This window comes from Dickeya undicola (genome assembly GCF_000784735.1).
Taxonomy (GTDB): Bacteria; Pseudomonadota; Gammaproteobacteria; order Enterobacterales; family Enterobacteriaceae; genus Dickeya; species Dickeya undicola.
This window is the reverse complement of the sequence record NZ_JSYG01000008.1, coordinates 23,709-41,379: the sequence shown is the minus strand read 5'-3', so window position 1 is coordinate 41,379 and position 17,671 is coordinate 23,709. Positions and strand designations below refer to the sequence as shown.

At 42.2% G+C, this 17,671-nt stretch carries 17 protein-coding genes; 8 read left to right on the top strand and 9 right to left on the bottom strand.

All coding sequences use genetic code 11. The features are described from left to right. Positions 1-19: 19 nt before the first annotated feature. Positions 20-2,440: a glycoside hydrolase family 19 protein gene (locus OB87_RS20975; RefSeq protein WP_072025422.1), complete on the bottom strand. Its 2,421-nt coding sequence runs from the start codon at positions 2,438-2,440 to the stop codon at positions 20-22. Between the two features lie 257 nt (positions 2,441-2,697). Here OB87_RS20975 and OB87_RS03550 point away from each other — a divergent pair, with 257 nt between their 5' ends. Next, positions 2,698-2,949, top strand: coding sequence for an HTH domain-containing protein (locus OB87_RS03550; RefSeq protein WP_161556295.1), 252 nt, complete (start codon positions 2,698-2,700; stop codon positions 2,947-2,949). A 16-nt stretch (positions 2,950-2,965) separates the two neighbouring features. Then, positions 2,966-3,844: a DNA adenine methylase gene (locus OB87_RS03545; protein WP_161783610.1), complete on the top strand. Its 879-nt coding sequence runs from the start codon at positions 2,966-2,968 to the stop codon at positions 3,842-3,844. On the opposite strand, the gene OB87_RS03540 is transcribed toward OB87_RS03545, so the two are convergent. Continuing rightward, the gene (locus OB87_RS03540; RefSeq protein ID WP_050515621.1) at positions 3,841-4,557 is read right to left on the bottom strand and encodes a hypothetical protein; all 717 of its coding nucleotides are present in this window, start codon (positions 4,555-4,557) and stop codon (positions 3,841-3,843) included. The two genes, OB87_RS03545 and OB87_RS03540, sit on opposite strands and share 4 nt — an antisense overlap. A 488-nt stretch (positions 4,558-5,045) precedes the next feature. On the opposite strand from OB87_RS03540, the gene OB87_RS20970 reads away from it, so the two are divergent. The 3 genes from OB87_RS20970 to OB87_RS03520 all read left to right on the top strand — a co-directional run bounded on the left by OB87_RS20970 (position 5,046) and on the right by OB87_RS03520 (position 9,262). Further along, positions 5,046-5,660, top strand: coding sequence for a hypothetical protein (locus OB87_RS20970; RefSeq protein ID WP_228467180.1), 615 nt, complete (start codon positions 5,046-5,048; stop codon positions 5,658-5,660). 3 nt (positions 5,661-5,663) lie between these two features. Continuing rightward, a complete protein-coding gene (locus OB87_RS03530; RefSeq protein ID WP_024906640.1) occupies positions 5,664-6,791 on the top strand; it encodes a helix-turn-helix domain-containing protein in 1,128 nt (375 codons plus the stop codon). An 896-nt stretch (positions 6,792-7,687) separates the two neighbouring features. Next, entirely contained in the window at positions 7,688-9,262 is a 1,575-nt protein-coding gene (locus OB87_RS03520) for an anti-phage dCTP deaminase (RefSeq protein ID WP_033568062.1), read from the top strand. 228 nt (positions 9,263-9,490) lie between these two features. Here the strand turns inward: OB87_RS03520 and OB87_RS03515 are convergent, their stop codons facing one another. From OB87_RS03515 to OB87_RS03510, 3 genes are all read right to left on the bottom strand, one after another. Continuing rightward, positions 9,491-10,513 (bottom strand): hypothetical protein, encoded by a 1,023-nt coding sequence (locus tag OB87_RS03515; RefSeq protein WP_033568061.1) that lies wholly within the window; start codon positions 10,511-10,513, stop codon positions 9,491-9,493. A 154-nt stretch (positions 10,514-10,667) separates the two neighbouring features. Then, on the bottom strand, positions 10,668-10,862 hold the full coding sequence (locus tag OB87_RS19665) for a helix-turn-helix transcriptional regulator (RefSeq protein ID WP_032645097.1): 195 nt from the start codon (positions 10,860-10,862) through the stop codon (positions 10,668-10,670). A 464-nt stretch (positions 10,863-11,326) separates the two neighbouring features. After that, entirely contained in the window at positions 11,327-11,701 is a 375-nt protein-coding gene (locus OB87_RS03510; RefSeq protein WP_033568060.1) for a helix-turn-helix domain-containing protein, read from the bottom strand. A gap of 242 nt (positions 11,702-11,943) precedes the next feature. Here OB87_RS03510 and OB87_RS03505 point away from each other — a divergent pair, with 242 nt between their 5' ends. Continuing rightward, the gene (locus tag OB87_RS03505; protein ID WP_146026787.1) at positions 11,944-12,489 is read left to right on the top strand and encodes a hypothetical protein; all 546 of its coding nucleotides are present in this window, start codon (positions 11,944-11,946) and stop codon (positions 12,487-12,489) included. A 20-nt stretch (positions 12,490-12,509) separates the two neighbouring features. Beyond that, complete coding sequence (locus OB87_RS20505; protein WP_071994445.1) at positions 12,510-12,863, top strand: hypothetical protein; 354 nt, start codon at positions 12,510-12,512, stop codon at positions 12,861-12,863. A 57-nt stretch (positions 12,864-12,920) separates the two neighbouring features. Here the strand turns inward: OB87_RS20505 and OB87_RS03500 are convergent, their stop codons facing one another. From OB87_RS03500 to OB87_RS03485, 4 genes are all read right to left on the bottom strand, one after another. Continuing rightward, on the bottom strand, positions 12,921-14,183 hold the full coding sequence (locus OB87_RS03500) for a tyrosine-type recombinase/integrase (protein WP_024906634.1): 1,263 nt from the start codon (positions 14,181-14,183) through the stop codon (positions 12,921-12,923). A 193-nt stretch (positions 14,184-14,376) separates the two neighbouring features. Continuing rightward, positions 14,377-15,240 (bottom strand): YicC/YloC family endoribonuclease, encoded by an 864-nt coding sequence (locus tag OB87_RS03495; RefSeq protein ID WP_033568059.1) that lies wholly within the window; start codon positions 15,238-15,240, stop codon positions 14,377-14,379. Between the two features lie 129 nt (positions 15,241-15,369). Next, positions 15,370-16,278 carry a LysR family transcriptional regulator gene (locus tag OB87_RS03490; protein ID WP_033568058.1) on the bottom strand — a complete coding sequence of 303 codons (909 nt, stop codon included), beginning with the start codon at positions 16,276-16,278 and terminating at the stop codon, positions 15,370-15,372. Positions 16,279-16,406: 128 nt separating this feature from the next. Continuing rightward, complete coding sequence (locus OB87_RS03485; protein ID WP_033568057.1) at positions 16,407-17,483, bottom strand: dipeptidase; 1,077 nt, start codon at positions 17,481-17,483, stop codon at positions 16,407-16,409. On the opposite strand from OB87_RS03485, the gene OB87_RS21080 reads away from it, so the two are divergent. Beyond that, complete coding sequence (locus tag OB87_RS21080; RefSeq protein ID WP_268745827.1) at positions 17,482-17,616, top strand: hypothetical protein; 135 nt, start codon at positions 17,482-17,484, stop codon at positions 17,614-17,616. The two genes, OB87_RS03485 and OB87_RS21080, sit on opposite strands and share 2 nt — an antisense overlap. The last annotated feature ends 55 nt before the right edge of the window (positions 17,617-17,671 follow it).

Below are 17,671 nucleotides of genomic sequence, written 5' to 3'. Positions count from 1 at the left end.
TGGCTTAATAAGATTCAGCCTATTCCAATCTTTGAATTCTACTTCTAATTTCAGAGATTATTCTCTTTTCATTTGAGTTTTCATAAAGAGACAATGCGCGCCTGTAAGCTTTTAATGCCTCGGTTTTGTCTTTTGGGGTTCCATTTTCAGCGCTGAATGGATCATGATAGCGTCCCCAGCTGTATGCATATACGCGATAGTTGTAGATGGCACTTTCTTCAAAAGAGAATGTGCCATTTGTTTCTAGGTAACTAAGATGACTCGCACCTAAAATGGAAACGATTTTTTCGAAATATTGTAATCTGTCTATATATCCATTAAATCCACCATTAATTCTAGCTGTTATCATATTTAAATCATCTTTTTTCGCGGCTTCTTTCACTTTTTTATAAATGCAATAAAACCAGAATGCGGAAATAACACAGTGAGGATATTCAGTGAGCCTTTCCCTAGCGCTTGATCTTGAAACAAAATCCTCCCCCACGTGTTGGCCATAGCTGGTATATGTATCTTCGTGAGTTAACTGAATCAGCCCTCTGCCAAACCATGGCGCATAACTTTTTCTATCACCATCTCTTTCTTTCGTATATATAAGACCGCCACTCTCATGGCATACTTGTGCCAGAAAATGGGCTTTCTCTCTACATGTGTTGATTCCATATTTTTTGAACCCATCATTGAATGTTTTTATATAATTTTCCAACGTTTCTTTTTGAGCTTGAGGTGCCATGGCAGATAACTCATTTAATGTAATATCTCGTCCACAGGCACATTGATTTCTTGTAGCGATAGTATCCAAAAACTCCACCGGATGAAAATGCCAAACCGGTTTGCCCGATGTAAACTCGGGAACCTCACTCATCCACGCCATATCATCCCGCCACTTTTTCAGATATGGCATCATTTCGGGGTAACTGTTACTGTTAAGGAAAGATTGCCAGTGTTTATGTTTGCTGTCGCCAAACCATTCGCTATCATGTTTAACTATTAGCCGACGCACCAGGTCTGGTACGTTATTTTCTCCGGAATGTAAATTCTCGAAGATACGTTTTTCAAACGCAGCCAATTCGTACTGTGATAAATTCCCGTCATTGTTCTGGTCTATGACTTTCACCAGCTTTTTATACGTCTCTGAACCCTGTTGGCCTTCGAACTCGGTATCTCCCCGCAGGGATTTTGATACCCAGTCAAAAATGCCTTTGAGAAAATTTTCTTTTAACAGAGAACCGAAATCATCCGTCGAGGCTTCTTCCAGCGTAATAAAACCCAGTTCAGACAAATCGTGTTGGCTCAACATGTCCACATCCTGGCCTTTCACCCAGTTATCCTGCGCAATTTGAAACCATGTTATTCCCTGCGCTTCTATCGGGCTGGCTTTATCACGAGGCAGAATTCTTCCGTCATCCGTATTTTGGGTCACGGTATTTGTTGGCGTAAATGTTGTTGCGTCACCTTCACCTGATTTCTGATACAATGGCATTCCGGCTTTTATCTTCACAAAAGCTCGGCCGGTTTTAATCTGCTTAGGATTAGAGAGAAAACCGGGCATATTGGTATCGACGCTGATGACTTCAATGTGCGAATAAAAGTCTATATCCACACCACCAGAACCTGACCTGGCGGGGGCGTTATCTTCTGCTAAAAAGCCGATCGCGTCTCCGGCGTTGATCGTCAATTTCTCTTCGGGGATGACCACAGCATCATATTCCCCATGCTCAACTGCTTTAAGCATCCATTCCGGCATACGGTGATGGTGAGGGGGAATCGGCTCGACAAATCGATCCTCCAGGGAAACCCAGAATTTTTTGTCACTCACACTCCCATCTTTCAGGCGTTGCGCCAGCCCGAAAACACCGTTGGCATTTTCGTGCCCTGATTTGAATGTTTCCTGTTTTGAAACCACCAGTAAATCATTTTCTTTGAGTGTGATATTTTCCGTTTTAGGCAATTTTTGCCCGCTGATTTCCCGGCCGTTGTATTCGCTTGTCGATAATTTATTGATATTGGGTTTAACACGATAACAATTCGTCAGCGTTGGGTAAGCAGAAACGGGGGCGAGGTGCATGTACAACGAGTAAAACGTCAACCAGGTGCTCTGGTCGTCCGGATCCGGTTGATGTTTCGAACGCACCAGCAGAAACGTGCTGGAATAGCGCAGCTGATATTTGTCATACGGTGCGGTGCAGTAGTTTGTATTGATGCGCCATGCCGCCACCTCCCCGCTGGCGATACACTGAAGTGGAATCGCTCTGTCGGCGTTCGCCGCGGTCAACACTGATTCCAGGGCGCTACGGCGGCTGATATGGAGGCCGCCATGCCACTGTCGGTTACTGCTCGCCAGCCACCAGCCGTCTGGTTCATTCCGCAAGACGTTCAGTAACGTATCCAGACTGTCGTAATCCTTTCCATCCGCTTTCCGTATCGGATAACGCGTGTCCATCCTGTTCTCCTTTGCACCGTCAGCGCGATCGGCCTGATCGTAAACGGTTTCTTCCTGAATGCAGACGGTAACATACGCTTTATCCGCACATCATGCCAGATGATTGCGGTATGGGCTGGGGCTCTTGCTAACGCCAAAACCGCTGTCTGCTACAAGACCTTTTCCGGCAAGCTAGAGGGTAGACGTAGCATGCAATTGCATGCTACTTTGTTGCTATAGTCAAGCAAGATGGTTTGGATATGCCTTGGGACAGAAATATGAGTCGTAATGAGCAACTTATGATCCAGGTTTTAGAGTCTGCCACTCAGCCTCTTAATTTGACCGAGATAGTCGAGGCAATTAATGCCATTGATGATACGAATCTAACAGGGAAAACCCCAGAGAAATCACTATATTCGATAGTTTATCGACGTGAAAAAAGAAGAAAAGAAAAAGGTCAGGAGCCTATGTTTATAGTAAATAAGCGTGGCGGCACTCAATATTACTCAGTAAATAAAAAGGCTATATAACATGAGAGTGCCTCACGTGATTCCTTACCAGGGAAGTAAAAGAAAAATAGCAGGAGACATATTAAATAATATTGACTTTAATGTGGATGGACGGCTTTTCGAACCTTTTGCCGGTTCGGCTGCAATTACCCTATCTGCGGCAAGTCAGGAAATTGCAAACGGCTATGTCATTGGTGACAAATACGAACCGCTAATTGATCTGTGGAAGGCTATCATTGATTCCCCTGATAAAGTTGCTAACGCTTATGAGAGCCTATGGATTGATCAGCTTAATGATCCTAAGATGTTTTTTTCTAAGATACGCAACCAATTTAATATCGATAACGATCCTGTTAAGTTTCTTTATTTAGTCGCTCGCTGTGTAAAGAATGCTATCAGATTTAATGCACAAGGAGAATTCAATCAATCTCCGGATAATCGGAGATTAGGAACAAAGCCAGATCGTGTAAGAAACGAAGCGGATGCAGCATCTCGATTATTGGCTGGAAAGGTTGAATTTCGTGCAGGTGATTTTATGAAGACACTCGAAGATGCGACATCTAATGATGTAGTCTATATGGATCCACCTTGGCAAGGTACAAGTAATAAGAAAGACCCACGGTATGCATACTTGTTAGATATGGAAAGTTTACTCGATGGGCTTGATAAGCTTAATCAGCGTGGGATTCCTTATCTTTTATCATTTGATGGAACCTGTGGAAACAGGGCTTATGGCAATGAGCTGCCAATGGATTTAGGGCTTACAAGAATAGGGATTCAAGCTGGCAGATCAAGTCAAGCAACGCTTTTAGGTAGAGATGATATGACTATTGAATCCCTATATTTATCCCCTGCTCTAATCGAGAAGAGCATGTCTGGTGACAGGGGAAACATCCAGTTTAAAATGTTCGCCTAATTATTGTAATATCTGTGGATGAGCGCTTTAATTATTTCCTGAGGAGAGTAGCCAGTCTTCATGCTGTCCTCATTGAGTTTATCGAAGTCTTTAACTTCCTCTCTTTCCCAGGTTATATTTATATTTCTCTGGGAACGCATTGCAACATGTGTATAATTATCAGGAGATGCCCAATAACAATTTTTGCAATGTCGTATATCAAAATGCACTTTTAGATTATCACAATGTTCGCAATCCCAAGATTTAGATCTCTGTAATGATTTTGATAGGAGCATAAAATCATCTGGATCTCGCTCTCCAGCAATATCCCCGGAGATATAGTATGGAACTCTATGGTCTATTTGTAACTCATCAGCGGGAAGAGGTTGTTTCGATATGGCACAAAATAGGCCATCACGCTCTATGAGTTTACCTTTTAAAGAGGTCGGGAAATTTATTCTACCCCCAAATTTGTGCTTTTTAATATCTGATGCGGGGCCAAATGTATACTCAGCTATGGTTCTATAATCCGAGCTCTTAATATTACGAGTCACTAATGGAACACCATTGTCTCGTACATCACCAACAGCACGAGCGCCATGGACAAAACCAGCATTTCTGATTTGCTCAGAGTTTATGGATCCATATTTAACGATATGATTTATCACAAAAACTGCCCGAGAGCTGCAAACTCCCAGTACATCATTTATATAATCTTCAAGCTCTTTTTCCACAGCCGACAACCTCAGTATTAAAAAATAATATTATGATAGCCATATTTAGATTATCACATCAATCTTGATGCTATCCCGCACCAATATTCAGAATGTTAAGTATTACAACGCGCTATTTACCAGTTAACTCCCCCACTCAGCTGATAAGAGAGTGCCGTGTAACGTAACTTAAAAATAAAAAGCCCTGATAAATCAGGGCATGATATAAAAAAGAAAGACTGAAATTAATAGAGAATGGATCTGAATGTTGAGTGTATCATTAATATTATGATTTATATGTGTTTTATGAATTGATGTGGATGATTAAGTACACTCTTAAGTACACAGATGTTGGGGGTGAGAGGTTATGAGTTGATATTGACAATTCACTATTGATTTTACTTTTTTGTCGTTGCTTGACAAATCACCATAAGTGCAAGATTATTTGCTTGTCACATCTTCTGGCCTCAACCCTATATACCTGCTCTGTAAAAGAGGAACCTTTTCTGATGATGCAACCTTGGGAACTTAACTCCGTACTCACCGCTGATCGATTAAAACAGCTAGCATCTCTGATAAGAGATGTCAGGGATGATGTGATTGATCGGCATGATGACGAGATTGGTGATACTGCCCGTAGTACCGGTATGAGGGCATACGAGTGTTCGCGTTCACGTATCATTCGTGCGGTAAAGGATGGAAAAAATTGGCCTTGGTTAGGAATTGTGAAACCTGACGGACGATTTACCTTTTCGATTCAATCAGTTCCTGTGAGGCTATACAGAGGTAAACCGAGTTGTCCAGAAGAAAGAAGATTAATTCCTTCAATTGAAGCGTTAAGGCAAATGTCATGCCTTGAGCCAGAAGTCGGTGATGTTGCTGCTGTACTCTGGTTTTTTGCTATCGAATTGGATGAAATGCGATACGTTGAGCGCGTAACATTTGTCGGTTTCCTTGAAGGTCAGCAGATTTCGTGTTGGGAAATTCCTCTTGATGAGCGGGTTGTTGCTTTTGGCCCTGCCATGAGTGAATTGCCTCAGCCAGTTGAAACGAAGAAAGCGTCAGTCTCTGTCAAAAAGAAAGACAAAAAAGCAGAGAATGATGGCGAAGATAATGGTCAGTAAGGTATGTATTTAGATTTCTATGGTGAAAGATTAAGGCTGGCTCGTTTACTCAAAGGGGTAACTCTTCAAGAGCTTGGTGATGCAGTATCTGTTTCCAGACAGGGTATACACCAATATGAAAGCGATGCAAGGGCTCCTTCAATGGATGTCAGAAACGCTTTGGCAGAGTACCTTAATGTATCTCCTGGCTTTTTTGGTATGCCTATGTCTGGAGATGTAAAACCGGAGCAATGTCATTTCCGGAAGAGACAAACAACTCCAGTAGGAGTAAAAGAGCGTGTGCAAGCATATAGCACGGTGCTTGAGCAACTAGTAGTTGAGTTGCATGAGCATTTGGATATGCCTCAAAATGGATTTAACTTAATCGATAATACAAAGATTACTGAACTGACCCCCCCCATTATTGAAAAAATTGCTGAGGGGGCCCGTGTCAGATGGAATTTATCTGCTGATGCTCCGATCGACAATATGGTTAACGTGCTGGAAAATCAAGGGGCTATTGTTACTTGTTTCGATGGTGTTTCTGATAAAGTCGATGCTCTATCTGTAAACAGAAAATATCCAATAATAATAAGGAATACTGCAAAGGAAAGTGTTTGCAGAATGAGATTTGATTTGGCCCACGAATGTGGCCATTTAGTTATGCACGATGGCATTGAAACAGGTTGTAAACAAACGGAAAGGGAGGCTGATGCGTTTGCTAGTGCATTTCTATTCCCGAGGAAGTCATTTGCCAGTGAATTTCCAGCCTGTTTAAATTTTGATGGTTCTTTTAATTGGAAAAAAATATACGATCTAAAAGTTAGATGGAAGGTGAGTGCAAAGGCAATAATCTTTAGAGCTCACTTTTTAGGATTTATAAATGCACAGCAGTACAGAAGTGCTAATGTCTGGTTCAGCCAAACTAGGCAGTCACGACAAGAGAAGCTTGATGATATTCTTGAAATGGAAGAGCCTCATATACTGAAAGAAAGCATCATTGTTATGAAAGAGCACTTAGGTGTAACATTTAAAATGATGGCCGATAAATTAGGTGTAAAACCTGTATTGTTGGCGAGTGTAACAGGGATGGAGTATAAGGAAACTGCCTCTGATATTTATGATGATGTGGTTGTTCCATTCAGGTTTTGATAAATGCCCCTTAAGATGGGGCTTTTTTTAGTTGTATGAAACAATCATTAATGTGATTTGGCCTGAAACAGCTATGTGCGGAATCATAACTCTTCTAGTCGGCATCCTGTACCAAAAATAGACGTCACTGTATTGATAAATTGTCAGCAATACAATTTAAAAATATTAAGCCTGCAGTATGCTTTCTTTTAACAAGATGTAGAGCTTATCACCTAAGTTGAAAGCAATCAGTTTAAATAACCATTAACAGTAATTGCCGATATCCCCTTCTATTATTGATTAATATATCTAAATATATTCAGCATTTCGCGTAAATGCTTTGGCTTGAATGGTTGTGACAATGGGAGTAGTTTGCACAAGATTATTACACTAATTAACGTGGGAAACTAGAATAAGCAATATCTATGAGTAGCTAAGTCTATTAATTATATAATGAGATGGTACCAGGTTATTTATCTCTAAAAAATAACGTTTTTATTTTTCCAATGATGGTTGATAAATATATTTAATGAAGATATTGATAAAAATATAACATACTCTCTCGGCTATCAATGATCAGTTACTTTTAGTGCGTGAAGTTATTAACATTAATCATTGTAAATCAACTCACAAAACCTGATTTTTGAGTGATGCACAAGAAAAAGTTGTGCTAAAATTTATGGATTGATGTTGTTGAGTTACGAAAAGTGAGGTTTATCAATGTCATACAAAAATTTGATAGTAGAAGGGTGTGAAGATAGAGAGGCTACTAACGACCAGACTTGTGTGGAGATCGCTTATGTCAGTAGACATAACGACAATATTTATGATTTACGGATGGAATTAGATAAAAGAGAGACTCTTGAAGCTTTCAAAAAAATTCTCACTAAAGAAATTATTTTTGATTAGGTAATTATATGACTAGCACAGCAAGAAAATTAAAAATAAATAAAGCTATTGATGCTAATGATAATACATCTTCAATGAAAACTATTGAAGGTCGTCAATCTACTGACATTTTTTTAGGTTTGTGCGGATTTGCAGGATGTGGAATCAAAACTGTTGTCGATGTTATAAAAGAGGTAGCCGAAACTTGGGGGTATAGAGTTGTCCACATTAGGATTAGCGATTTAATGCAAGATCCCCTTTACTTCGAAAAGATCTTAATTGAGCAACATCTTGATAATAGCATTGTTCGGCATTTAGCTATGCAAAAATTAGCTAATGGATTAAGAAGAAATTTCAAGAGAAATGAGCTTTTATCTGAAGCGGCAATCGCTGCTATAAATGCTGATAAAAACAAATCATCCAGCACTTCTGAAGCTACTTTATATATTATTGATCAATTGAAGCGGCCTGAGGAGATTGAGTTATTCAGGGTTATTTATCAACATAATTTCTATTTAATGGGAATTTTAAGAGATCAAGAGCATAGGATTAGAAACTTAAGAGAAGATGGTGTCACGAAAAATGACATTCCTTTAATCATGAATGTTGATGATAAGTCAGATGATGATTATGGGCAAAGGACAAGTCAGGCAATACTTACCTCTGATTTTTTTGTTAAAAACAACCAAAGTCAGAAAAAAGGCCTTGAAAATAAAATTGATAGATTTTTTGGACTTATACACGGAAAAAATGGTCTGACCCCGACTATAAATGAAAAGGGTATGTACGCAGCATTTTCAGCATCATTACAATCAGCATGTTTATCAAGGCAAGTCGGAGCCGCTCTCTTTGATGATGAAGGAAACCTTCTCGCCATAGGCAAAAATGACGTTCCCAAAGCTGGCGGTGGGCTTTATGTCAGTGATGATGGTGAAAAAGATCATCGTTGTGTGCATAAAAGTGGAAAGTGTTATAACGTATCAAGCAAGTTAAAAATTAAAAATAAAATACATGATATCCTTCTAAAGGAAATTAAGTCCTCATTAGGCTCAGATCCATCAATGGAGCTAATCTTGAGAAGGTTAGAGGCCATAACACCTAATATTACTGAGGCCATTTATAAAGGTAGTAACATTTCATCCATTATGGAGTATTCAAGATCTATCCATGCAGAGATGGATGTCATTACAACAATGGCAAGAAAGTCGACCGAAGGGGCAAAAGGTAAAATTCTTTTTACCACAACTTATCCTTGTCATAACTGTGCAAGGCATATTGTATCCTCTGGTATTAAGAAAGTTATATATATCGAACCATTCGATAAAAGTCTTGCATTAGATCTTCACGATGACTCGATTACAAAATCTGAGGATCACTCGAAAGTAATTTTTTCAGACTTCGAAGGTGTTGCCCCAAGAAGATATAATAAATTCTTCATGCCTACAGATGAAAGAAAAGATGAAATCACTGGTGAAGCATTTAAGTTTAATACTAAATATAAAAATCATATTGATGTACAATATCTTGATAGCCATAGGAAATATGAAGATATGGTCGCTAAGAAATTCTTATCAGAGGTCGCGAAACAAGATGCTACACCTTAAGTTTTACAGCTAGAAGATATATTATTATCAGGATATACTATAAAGTAGTTCTTTCTGGATGTATCCAGAAAGAACTACTATTAGTTTTTCTTTTTAATAAAGATTGAAAATTAGAGTTTTTAAATAATCCTTTTGAGGCAAGTATGATCTTAACGTTCAAACCACATTGTAAATTGTGATTATAATAAAGCTAATAAGTCCCGCAGACCAAAAGTAAGTTGATATACGTTATTTTTTATTTATGATATATGTTAATTTGTTGATACATAATAGCCATTTTTCCCATAACTTATCTTGATCGATCAAGTCAATTGCGTTTCTCTCAATCACTGCGAGACAATGGCGAGAAAGTTTTACGCTTTTTTTCATTTTATTTTTAATGATAGCTACATTTTGAGTCTTCATTTTATATTTAAGATAGTTCTTTTTTATGAGTTCTTCTTGCATCTGATTGTTATAAATCATTAATCGTAAGAATGGGTTCTCCATAGATGATATTTCTTTTAGTAAAAGTGCTTTTTCTTTTTTACTTCTTAATTTTTTCTTTGGTTTGACGCGAGCTTCAATTCTTAATAGATTTCTGTAATTCTTGTTAAGATCCAAATACTCACTTTCTGTTTTAAAGGAATTAAAAAGATTCCTTTGCATGTATATTTTTTCATAACAAAGTATACTTATTTTTGACCTTGTACTTCCTAACCTTAATCCGGGCAATCCATTTTTGTGATGAAAGTATTGAGATGCACCTGAATTTTTTAATGACCACAAATAGTCTTTAAGTTTACAATCATAAATGTCCAATGCCACATCTATTTGTGTAATCCAAGATCTGCGTATGGTTTTAATAATGGCCTTTCCGAATTGTGATTTCATCCATTTTATAAATTCTTTAAATTCATTATCACTAACATGTTGTGGCCGAAAATCAAATCTTATACTTCCAGTGTTATTATTTACAGGAACATATGCGATGTGCAATATCAAACTTGGAATCTCTTCTCTACTAAATATGTTGATTGCTTTCTTATATGGATGACCTTCCTTTAGTTTTGTGTGAGTTATGGCGTATTTATCGTTTGGGAGTTTATTGCAGTTTTTGAGTGCAGAGTGTATTTTAATTTTTTCATCCTCAGTAGAGAAACTACTTACAAGAGTGGCTTTGTCTATTCTTATCTTTAATTCATGATTGTGAAAACTATTTCCTGCACTAATAGAAAGCCTCGTTTCAATGTTTTTCATGTTTAAAAGCATATAATTTTCCGTACAATGCCTTTCCATTTATAAATGGATCGTGAATTTGAGTGCACCTCTATACATAGGATTTTATATAGGTGGGATATAGGTGGTATATAGCGTGCTATTAGAGGGAACTAGATAAAGCTAAGAGAACTCTGAAAGGATTAGTTCATATTGCTTCTACTAACTGACGACTTGCTATCCATTCCAAAACCTCCTCTTCTCGCCATGCAACTGCGCGTGCTCCGGTTAGGCTAACTTGTCGAGGAAACGCACCTGCTTCGATTTGTCGATAGAGCGTTGCACGAGAAATCGCACATAGTTCCAGAACAGTTTTAACCTTGATTAGACGTTTATTCGGCATCGTTTGAATCCACAAAAAAGCGCATCGGATTGATACTTTTACGATTTACAGATTTGCAGATTGTATGAGTGAAATTCTTGTAACATATTGAATTACATGGTGTTTAATGAGCGGCATGTTCGAAAGTTCCGAAAGTTTCGAAAGTTTCAAACGCCGAAAAATTCTGGAATTTCTGGGTTTCAAAAAAGTTCAGCGGCGGAAAATTTCAGGTTTTCCATGTGAAAAGTTTCGCGCCTACTGATCGAAAAAGGTGGGTTTTGTAGATCTTGAGAACAGCTTTCTTTTGCTGCTCTCAGCAATACTATTATAAAAATAGTGATTCTTTTTACGACGTTAGAATGGATTTTAAAGAGTGATTTTTAATCAACTAACTCGAAATGATATAGATGTTATGGAATTAGAATAAGGAGCTTTCATGACGTTGCCATATTTATGTCCAAAAAGCTTCTTGAAAGATAGATTAATTATGTGTATTCATCCAGAAATATTATTAAAACCCGGCGTTGTTCATGTGTTAAACGTGGCCAAACTTGTTCAAATCTATTTTTTAGATCAGCATCTTTCACTGGAACAAATACTGGTTGCTCGTTATTATCAGAGGAGTTCTCATCAAAGCAGTCGATAAAAAACCAACTGATTGGTGTGTTCATTTTAATTGCAATATTTACTAAATGAGCAACATTGATTTTATTGGCTCCTCTTTCATAACGTGAAAGTTGTTGCTGTGATATATCGGCGTATTCTGCTAATTGCTGTGCAGTCATGCCAAGTTCTTTTCTGCGCCTCTGGATACGTTGCCCTACCAACTTGTCTGTAGATTCAGATGAAAGCTTCGCCATTTTCCCGCCTCATTTCTAACGTATATGTCTATAAATGACATTTTGCGGGTGTTTTACTCTTGCATGAACATCAATAATGGATTATAAACTGATCTTTACTCCTTTATGGATGCTTTGATCTCAAGGAAATCCATTTTTCTTTCTTTCAACCGCCATAAAGGGACTTAACTGAAATTTGTTCTTGCTCCATTAATCTAGCAAGTAACAGTTTTTTCTAATAACCTATCTTAAATGAGTGAAATATGAAAAAATCATCTGTCGCTAAAATGTTAAGTATATCTTTATTTTTTTCTTGTAACATTGTTTATTCCTCTCCTAATAATATCCATTTACAGGAAACAGTAAGTTCAGTGTCAACTCAGCAAGATGGAGTGACAAATGATGATGTATTAAAACACTTGTCTGAAAAATACAGTAATGAAATATCAAATTTGGGACTTACAGAAAATCAACTCAACTCTAATGTTTATGTTCGCGCAAGTTTGAATGATAATTTTTTATTTTTCTCAAATCTGAAACAGTTTATCTCTGTTTTTTACGACCTTCCAAATCTTCAGTCGGTTAAAGTTGTTAAGTATAATAATTATATAGGTTTCAAAGTAAAACTTGCTGGCCGTCCTTCAGCTGGATTTGCACTCTATCAAGAGGGGAATGAGTTTTTCTTGAAGGGTGTTATAAATGAAAAAGGACTTATTGCGGCTGAGAATATAGAAGAGGAGGGGCTGGTATTTAACTCATATTATTCAGTCGCTTTTGTTGTATTTAATAAGAATGGTGTTAAATATTAATCTTATATATAGATGCAGATATGAAAATTTTGACGGCTCTACCACTGCTGATTTTGTGTTTTTCAGCCAAAGCGAGTGATTTTAAAAAAATAAATGGAACACTCTCTTTGTATCAAAGCAAAAACCACACTACCTTTAGTATTAATTCTTCACTTGGCACTACATCGGGAGTATGTGAAATAGGAGGTGAATTAACACTTATTGATGCACGTAAAGGGCAACGTAACCGTTGGGTTTATAGTGACCAGTCAAGCATGTGTGTTGTGTTGATTAGTGAATTAGATAATGGAGCCATGCAGGTTATCTCGAAGGATTGTGATAAACACTGTAGTGTAACATCTATAGGCTCTATAAACGGCACATATAAAAAATGAAAGAGTACTTTAGCCTGAAACTAATCAGGCTAAAGTAAATATTAATAGATTAAAATATTACGCTATTTCTTTTCTTATTGGTTCTACGTTGTAATTATTACCCTTTTCCAATGTTGTAAGTAGCTCAGCCCATACAGTCAAAGCTTGCTTACGTTCTTCAAAGTATTGATAGCGATTATATATGCCTTCAACGCCTTTGATTTTATGATTTAAGCAGCGTTCTGCTATCACCGGATCTACCCCCAGCGCAGCTAAATGGGAGCGGGCTGTTCGCCGAAAATCATGAATCGTGAAATTTGGCACATCTGGCATATTTGATCTTATTTTAGCCAACGCTACTGGTAATGTACTTTCCTGAATATGAGGAATCATGCGGTGTTGCATTTTTCTTGCTGGGAGAACCCATTCACTGTTGCCGGACATGATTTTTAATTCTTTAATCCAGCCAACAACGGGTACAGCCAGCGGGATATCAATCCCATCACCGTTTTTAACGCGCTCAGCAGGTAAATGCCAGACGCCTTCATCCAGATCAAATTCTGACCATCTGGCACCACACAATTCCATCTTACGGCAGCATAGGGCTAAAATGAGCTTCATTGTTAGTTCATTTTGACGGGAAAACCCTTTGGTCAAAGGCATTACCTGAAAAAGCTGTACCAGCTCTTCTCGGCTTAACCAGCGTTCACGGCTTTGTTCTTGTCCTCCGGCATCAGAGATGTCAAATGCACTTGCTGGATTAGCAGCCAGCATGTGCCGCTTGATTCCATAATCAAAGATCCGTCGAGTCCATCTGAGGACGTCATTGGCAACGGTAGGCGCACCTCGTTGAAGGATCTTTTGCAACATATCATCAATATGATAGGGGCGAACGTCCTCTATTCGCAGGTTGCCTATGTTTGGATTTATATCTTTTTCGATTCGGCGGCGCAGTATGTCGGGGTGCTTCCAGCGTTTAAGTATCTGGCGTTCAAAATATTCGCTGGCTAATTGGGATACCCGAAGTGCATGTTTTTCAGACTCTATTTTTTTGAGGGCGTCAGCTTTCCGTTCTTGCTTCTCTCCGGCAACGTCATAACCCAATGCTACACGTGCAGAGAGTTCTTTGGCGGTCTCTCGCGCTTTTGCTAGTGAGAGTTCAGCATAGGAACCGATACCCATTACCCGCTGTTTTCCAGAGAAACGATAGCGAAAACGCCAGAATGGAGCAGCATATTTCTTTGGAAAACAAAGAGATAAACCATTGCCATCTGACCTTGCTTCGAAGCGTTCGTCAGCTCTGATCCATGCCTTGATTTGTATGTCTGTCATTTTTGCCATATATGACTCTGCTTATGTGCTGTGTGTACATAATCATGATGCCATAAAAGTCATTATGTACATAGTTAAGTACACGCTAAACATGCGCTGTAGTGATACATGATGAGACAAGATGATAAAGATATAGCCCGTATTAACGGGCTATTAGAGGTGGTCTTAGCTTGGGTGAGACAAGGTGAGATCGTCTGAGATATTACTCAATGTTCTGAATCTGCTCCCGCATTTGCTCAATCAGCACTTTCAGTTCGATGGCGGAGGCGGTGACGTCGGCGTTGATGGATTTGGAACCCAGTGTGTTCGATTCGCGGTTGAATTCCTGCATCATGAAGTCCAGACGGCGGCCGACGGCTTCCTGCTTGTTGAGGATTTTGTAGGTTTCCCGCACGTGGGCTTCCAGCCGGTCGAGTTCTTCGGCTACGTCGATGCGCTGCGCGAGCAGCACCAGTTCCTGCTCCAGCCGGTTGCCGTCGAGCTGCACCTGCGCTTCATCCAGCTTGCTTTGCAGTTTTTCCCGCTGCCATTGCAGAATGTTCGGCATGTGGGCGCGAACCTTGGCGACTTCGGCGCTGACGCCCACCAGCCGCTGTTCAATCAGCGTCTTGAGCGCGTTGCCTTCGCTTTCGCGGGCGAGGATGAAGTCGTCCAGCGCGGCTTCCAGCGCCTGCATCAGTTCGGTGCTGATGGCGTCCAGATCTTGCTCCTGTGCCGACATTACCCCCGGCCAGCGCAGGATGTCGAGCGGGTTGACCTCGCCTTCGTCGCTCTGCATTTTCACCCAGTTCGCCGCCGTGACCAGCTGTTTGGCTAGCTGCTCGTTGAGGATGAGTTGCCCTTGCGCGCGCGGGTCCAGCTCAAAACGCAGGCCGCACTCGATTTTGCCGCGGGTCAGGCGGTTACGGATGCGTTCGCGGATTACCGGCTCCAGGCTTCGGAACTGCTCGGGTAAACGGATGTAGGTTTCCAGATAACGCTGGTTTACGGAACGAAGCTCCCAGGCGGCGCTGCCCCAGTCACCCTTGATTTCTCGCCGGGCGTAAGCGGTCATGCTACGAATCATCGGTGCATACCTGTTAAGAAGTGATGGGGTAATTATAACGGGCGACCGGCTAAAAGCGACAGCGGTAACGGATTGACACATCAAGGCTTCCGGCCAAACCACGCGATGGCCGAAAGCGTATGGTGGTGGTTATGCCGCTTCCAACAGCGGCAGGCACTGGCTGGCGAGTTCGCGGCACTTGCTTTTCAGCACCTGTTTGAGTTGCAGGATCTCGCGGGATTGCGGGATGTCGCGGCGGCTGATCAGCATCACCTCAAACGGCAGCGGTTGGCTGATGGGCACGATTTTGAGCTGATCGGCATAGCGGCGCGCGGTGAACAGGTCGACGATGCCGGTGCCGCCGCCCGCCAGCACCATATCGGCGATCACCGAGTAGGTCTTGATGTACAGCGAAGCCGCTGGTTTAAGGCGACGATCGCGCAGCGCGCGGTGCACCACCTGACCCAGTGGGTCTTGTTGTTGCATCATCAGCAGGTTGTTGTGGCACAACCATTCCAGCGATACCGGCCCTTGCTGCGGGCTGTCTTTCGGCAGAATCGCTACCATGCGCGACTGGCACAGCGGCTCGGCCAGCAAATCCGGCGGCACCTGCTGGCCGAATACCAGCGCCAGGTCGAGCTGATGTTGCTGAATATTCTGGCACAGGGTACTGAAATGCTCGGTAACCAGCTCCATGTTCACCAGCGGCACCTGCTGCTGAAACTCTACCATCGCCGGGGCGACGATCATCTGACCAAAAGCGTGCGCCGCACCGAGGCGCACCGTTTCGTGCTGGCCTTTGCGGATTTGTTCCGTCAGGCGGGAAATCGTCTGTAATTGGCTGTAAAGCCGCTCGATCTCCGGCATTAACTGCTGCCCTTCTACCGTTGGCACCAATCCTTGCGAACGGCGTTCGAACAGCGCGAAACCCAGTTGCTGTTCGGCGTGATTCAGCACCCGGCTGACGTTGGGCTGGGAAACGTTGAGTAACCGCGCCGCGCCGCTGATAGTGCCAGCCTGAACGATCGCCTGAAAGACTTCGATGTGGCGTAAACGCATAACCTGAGTCCTGTTGTGTGAGGTGTGCCCGACCGGCCCGGTGGAGCACGATCCAACACAGAAACAAGCAAGATTCACGCCATGTTACTGAAAAACGTGGCCAGATAGCGGCAGGCCGCGCCCGTTGGCTATTCGCCCCAGGTGGCTTCCAGCACCCGCAACCAATTGTCGTAACAGATTTTCTCCAACAGGGTGCGTGAGTAGCCGCGATCGGCCAATGCTTGCACCAAAATGGGGAAACCCGCTACATCCTTCAGGTCGCCAGGGATGGTGGTGCCGTCCAGATCGGAACCGAAGCCGACGCCATTTTCACCCAGTTTTTCCAGCAGATATTCCACGTGACGCACGATCTCCTGCACCGTGGCGGACGGGTCTTTCTGGCCGTCGGCGCGCAGGAAAGCGGTCCCGAAATTGACGCCGACAAAGCCGTCGCGCTCACGGATCGCCGCCAGTTGGTTATCGGTGAGGTTACGCGACTGGGCGCACAGTGCGTGGGCATTGGAGTGGCTGGCTACCAGCGGCGCGTCGGAAACGTCCGCCGTCTGCCAGAAGCCTTTTTCATCCATGTGGGAGAGGTCCACCAGAATACGTTTAGCGTTGCAGGCACGCACCAGCCGCAGCCCGGCGTCGGTCAGGCCGTCGCCGGTGTCGGGCGAGGAAGGGAAACGGAACGGCACCCCTTGACCGAAAATATTCGGCCGACTCCACAGTGGCCCCAGGCTGCGTAGCCCGGCGGCGTAGAGAATATCCAGCAGGTCGAGGTCGGCATCCAGCATCTCGGCACCTTCGATGTGCATCACCGCCGCCACCACGCCGTCTGCCATGCAGCGGCGGATATCGGCCACACTGCGGCACACCCGCAGTTGCCCGGCGGATGCTGCTTCAAGGCGCAGCAGGGTAGCGAGCATCCAGAAGCTGACGTCGCGTGCCTGCGCCATCGATGGCGTGGTTAATGAAACGTTGCCATCTGGTATGGATGTTGCATCGTTTCGGTTCGAGGGAACGTAGGTGGCGAACAGGCCGCCAGCGAATCCACCCTGCCGGATCCGGGGCAGGTCAATATGACCCTGCGACGGCCCGTTCAGAAAGGCATCGGTCGGATTATCACGATGAAGTCGCCACAGGCGTGACAGCACGTCGTTGTGGCCATCGAAGACAGGGAGAGTATGTACAAGCGGCTTGTCTGACATGGGCGAATCTGACATGGAAGAAAGTACCGATACTGGATTGAAAGAAAAGGATTTTCTGAAATGGAACCTTGGCTGCACCCTACTGGTGCAGGTCATTCAGGCGGAGAAATTTTGTTCACCGCGCCACCATTTAAGCCAGTGCCTGTGATATCTGTCAAGCCGCAGATAGAAAAAATATATTTTATTTTACTTTAAAATCAGAC

What these genes read in the sequence shown, in the direction of transcription:
- OB87_RS20975 (WP_072025422.1), bottom strand. Translation starts at nt 2,440, where the DNA reads ATGGACACGCGTTATCCGATACGGAAAGCGGATGGAAAGGATTACGAC.
- OB87_RS03550 (WP_161556295.1), top strand. Translation starts at nt 2,698, where the DNA reads ATGAGTCGTAATGAGCAACTTATGATCCAGGTTTTAGAGTCTGCCACT.
- OB87_RS20970 (WP_228467180.1), top strand. Translation starts at nt 5,046, where the DNA reads ATGATGCAACCTTGGGAACTTAACTCCGTACTCACCGCTGATCGATTA.
- OB87_RS03530 (WP_024906640.1), top strand. Translation starts at nt 5,664, where the DNA reads ATGTATTTAGATTTCTATGGTGAAAGATTAAGGCTGGCTCGTTTACTC.
- OB87_RS03520 (WP_033568062.1), top strand. Translation starts at nt 7,688, where the DNA reads ATGACTAGCACAGCAAGAAAATTAAAAATAAATAAAGCTATTGATGCT.
- OB87_RS03515 (WP_033568061.1), bottom strand. Translation starts at nt 10,513, where the DNA reads ATGCTTTTAAACATGAAAAACATTGAAACGAGGCTTTCTATTAGTGCA.
- OB87_RS19665 (WP_032645097.1), bottom strand. Translation starts at nt 10,862, where the DNA reads ATGCCGAATAAACGTCTAATCAAGGTTAAAACTGTTCTGGAACTATGT.
- OB87_RS03510 (WP_033568060.1), bottom strand. Translation starts at nt 11,701, where the DNA reads ATGGCGAAGCTTTCATCTGAATCTACAGACAAGTTGGTAGGGCAACGT.
- OB87_RS03505 (WP_146026787.1), top strand. Translation starts at nt 11,944, where the DNA reads ATGAAAAAATCATCTGTCGCTAAAATGTTAAGTATATCTTTATTTTTT.
- OB87_RS20505 (WP_071994445.1), top strand. Translation starts at nt 12,510, where the DNA reads ATGAAAATTTTGACGGCTCTACCACTGCTGATTTTGTGTTTTTCAGCC.
- OB87_RS03500 (WP_024906634.1), bottom strand. Translation starts at nt 14,183, where the DNA reads ATGGCAAAAATGACAGACATACAAATCAAGGCATGGATCAGAGCTGAC.
- OB87_RS03495 (WP_033568059.1), bottom strand. Translation starts at nt 15,240, where the DNA reads ATGATTCGTAGCATGACCGCTTACGCCCGGCGAGAAATCAAGGGTGAC.
- OB87_RS03490 (WP_033568058.1), bottom strand. Translation starts at nt 16,278, where the DNA reads ATGCGTTTACGCCACATCGAAGTCTTTCAGGCGATCGTTCAGGCTGGC.
- OB87_RS21080 (WP_268745827.1), top strand. Translation starts at nt 17,482, where the DNA reads ATGGAAGAAAGTACCGATACTGGATTGAAAGAAAAGGATTTTCTGAAA.
- OB87_RS03485 (WP_033568057.1), bottom strand. Translation starts at nt 17,483, where the DNA reads ATGTCAGATTCGCCCATGTCAGACAAGCCGCTTGTACATACTCTCCCT.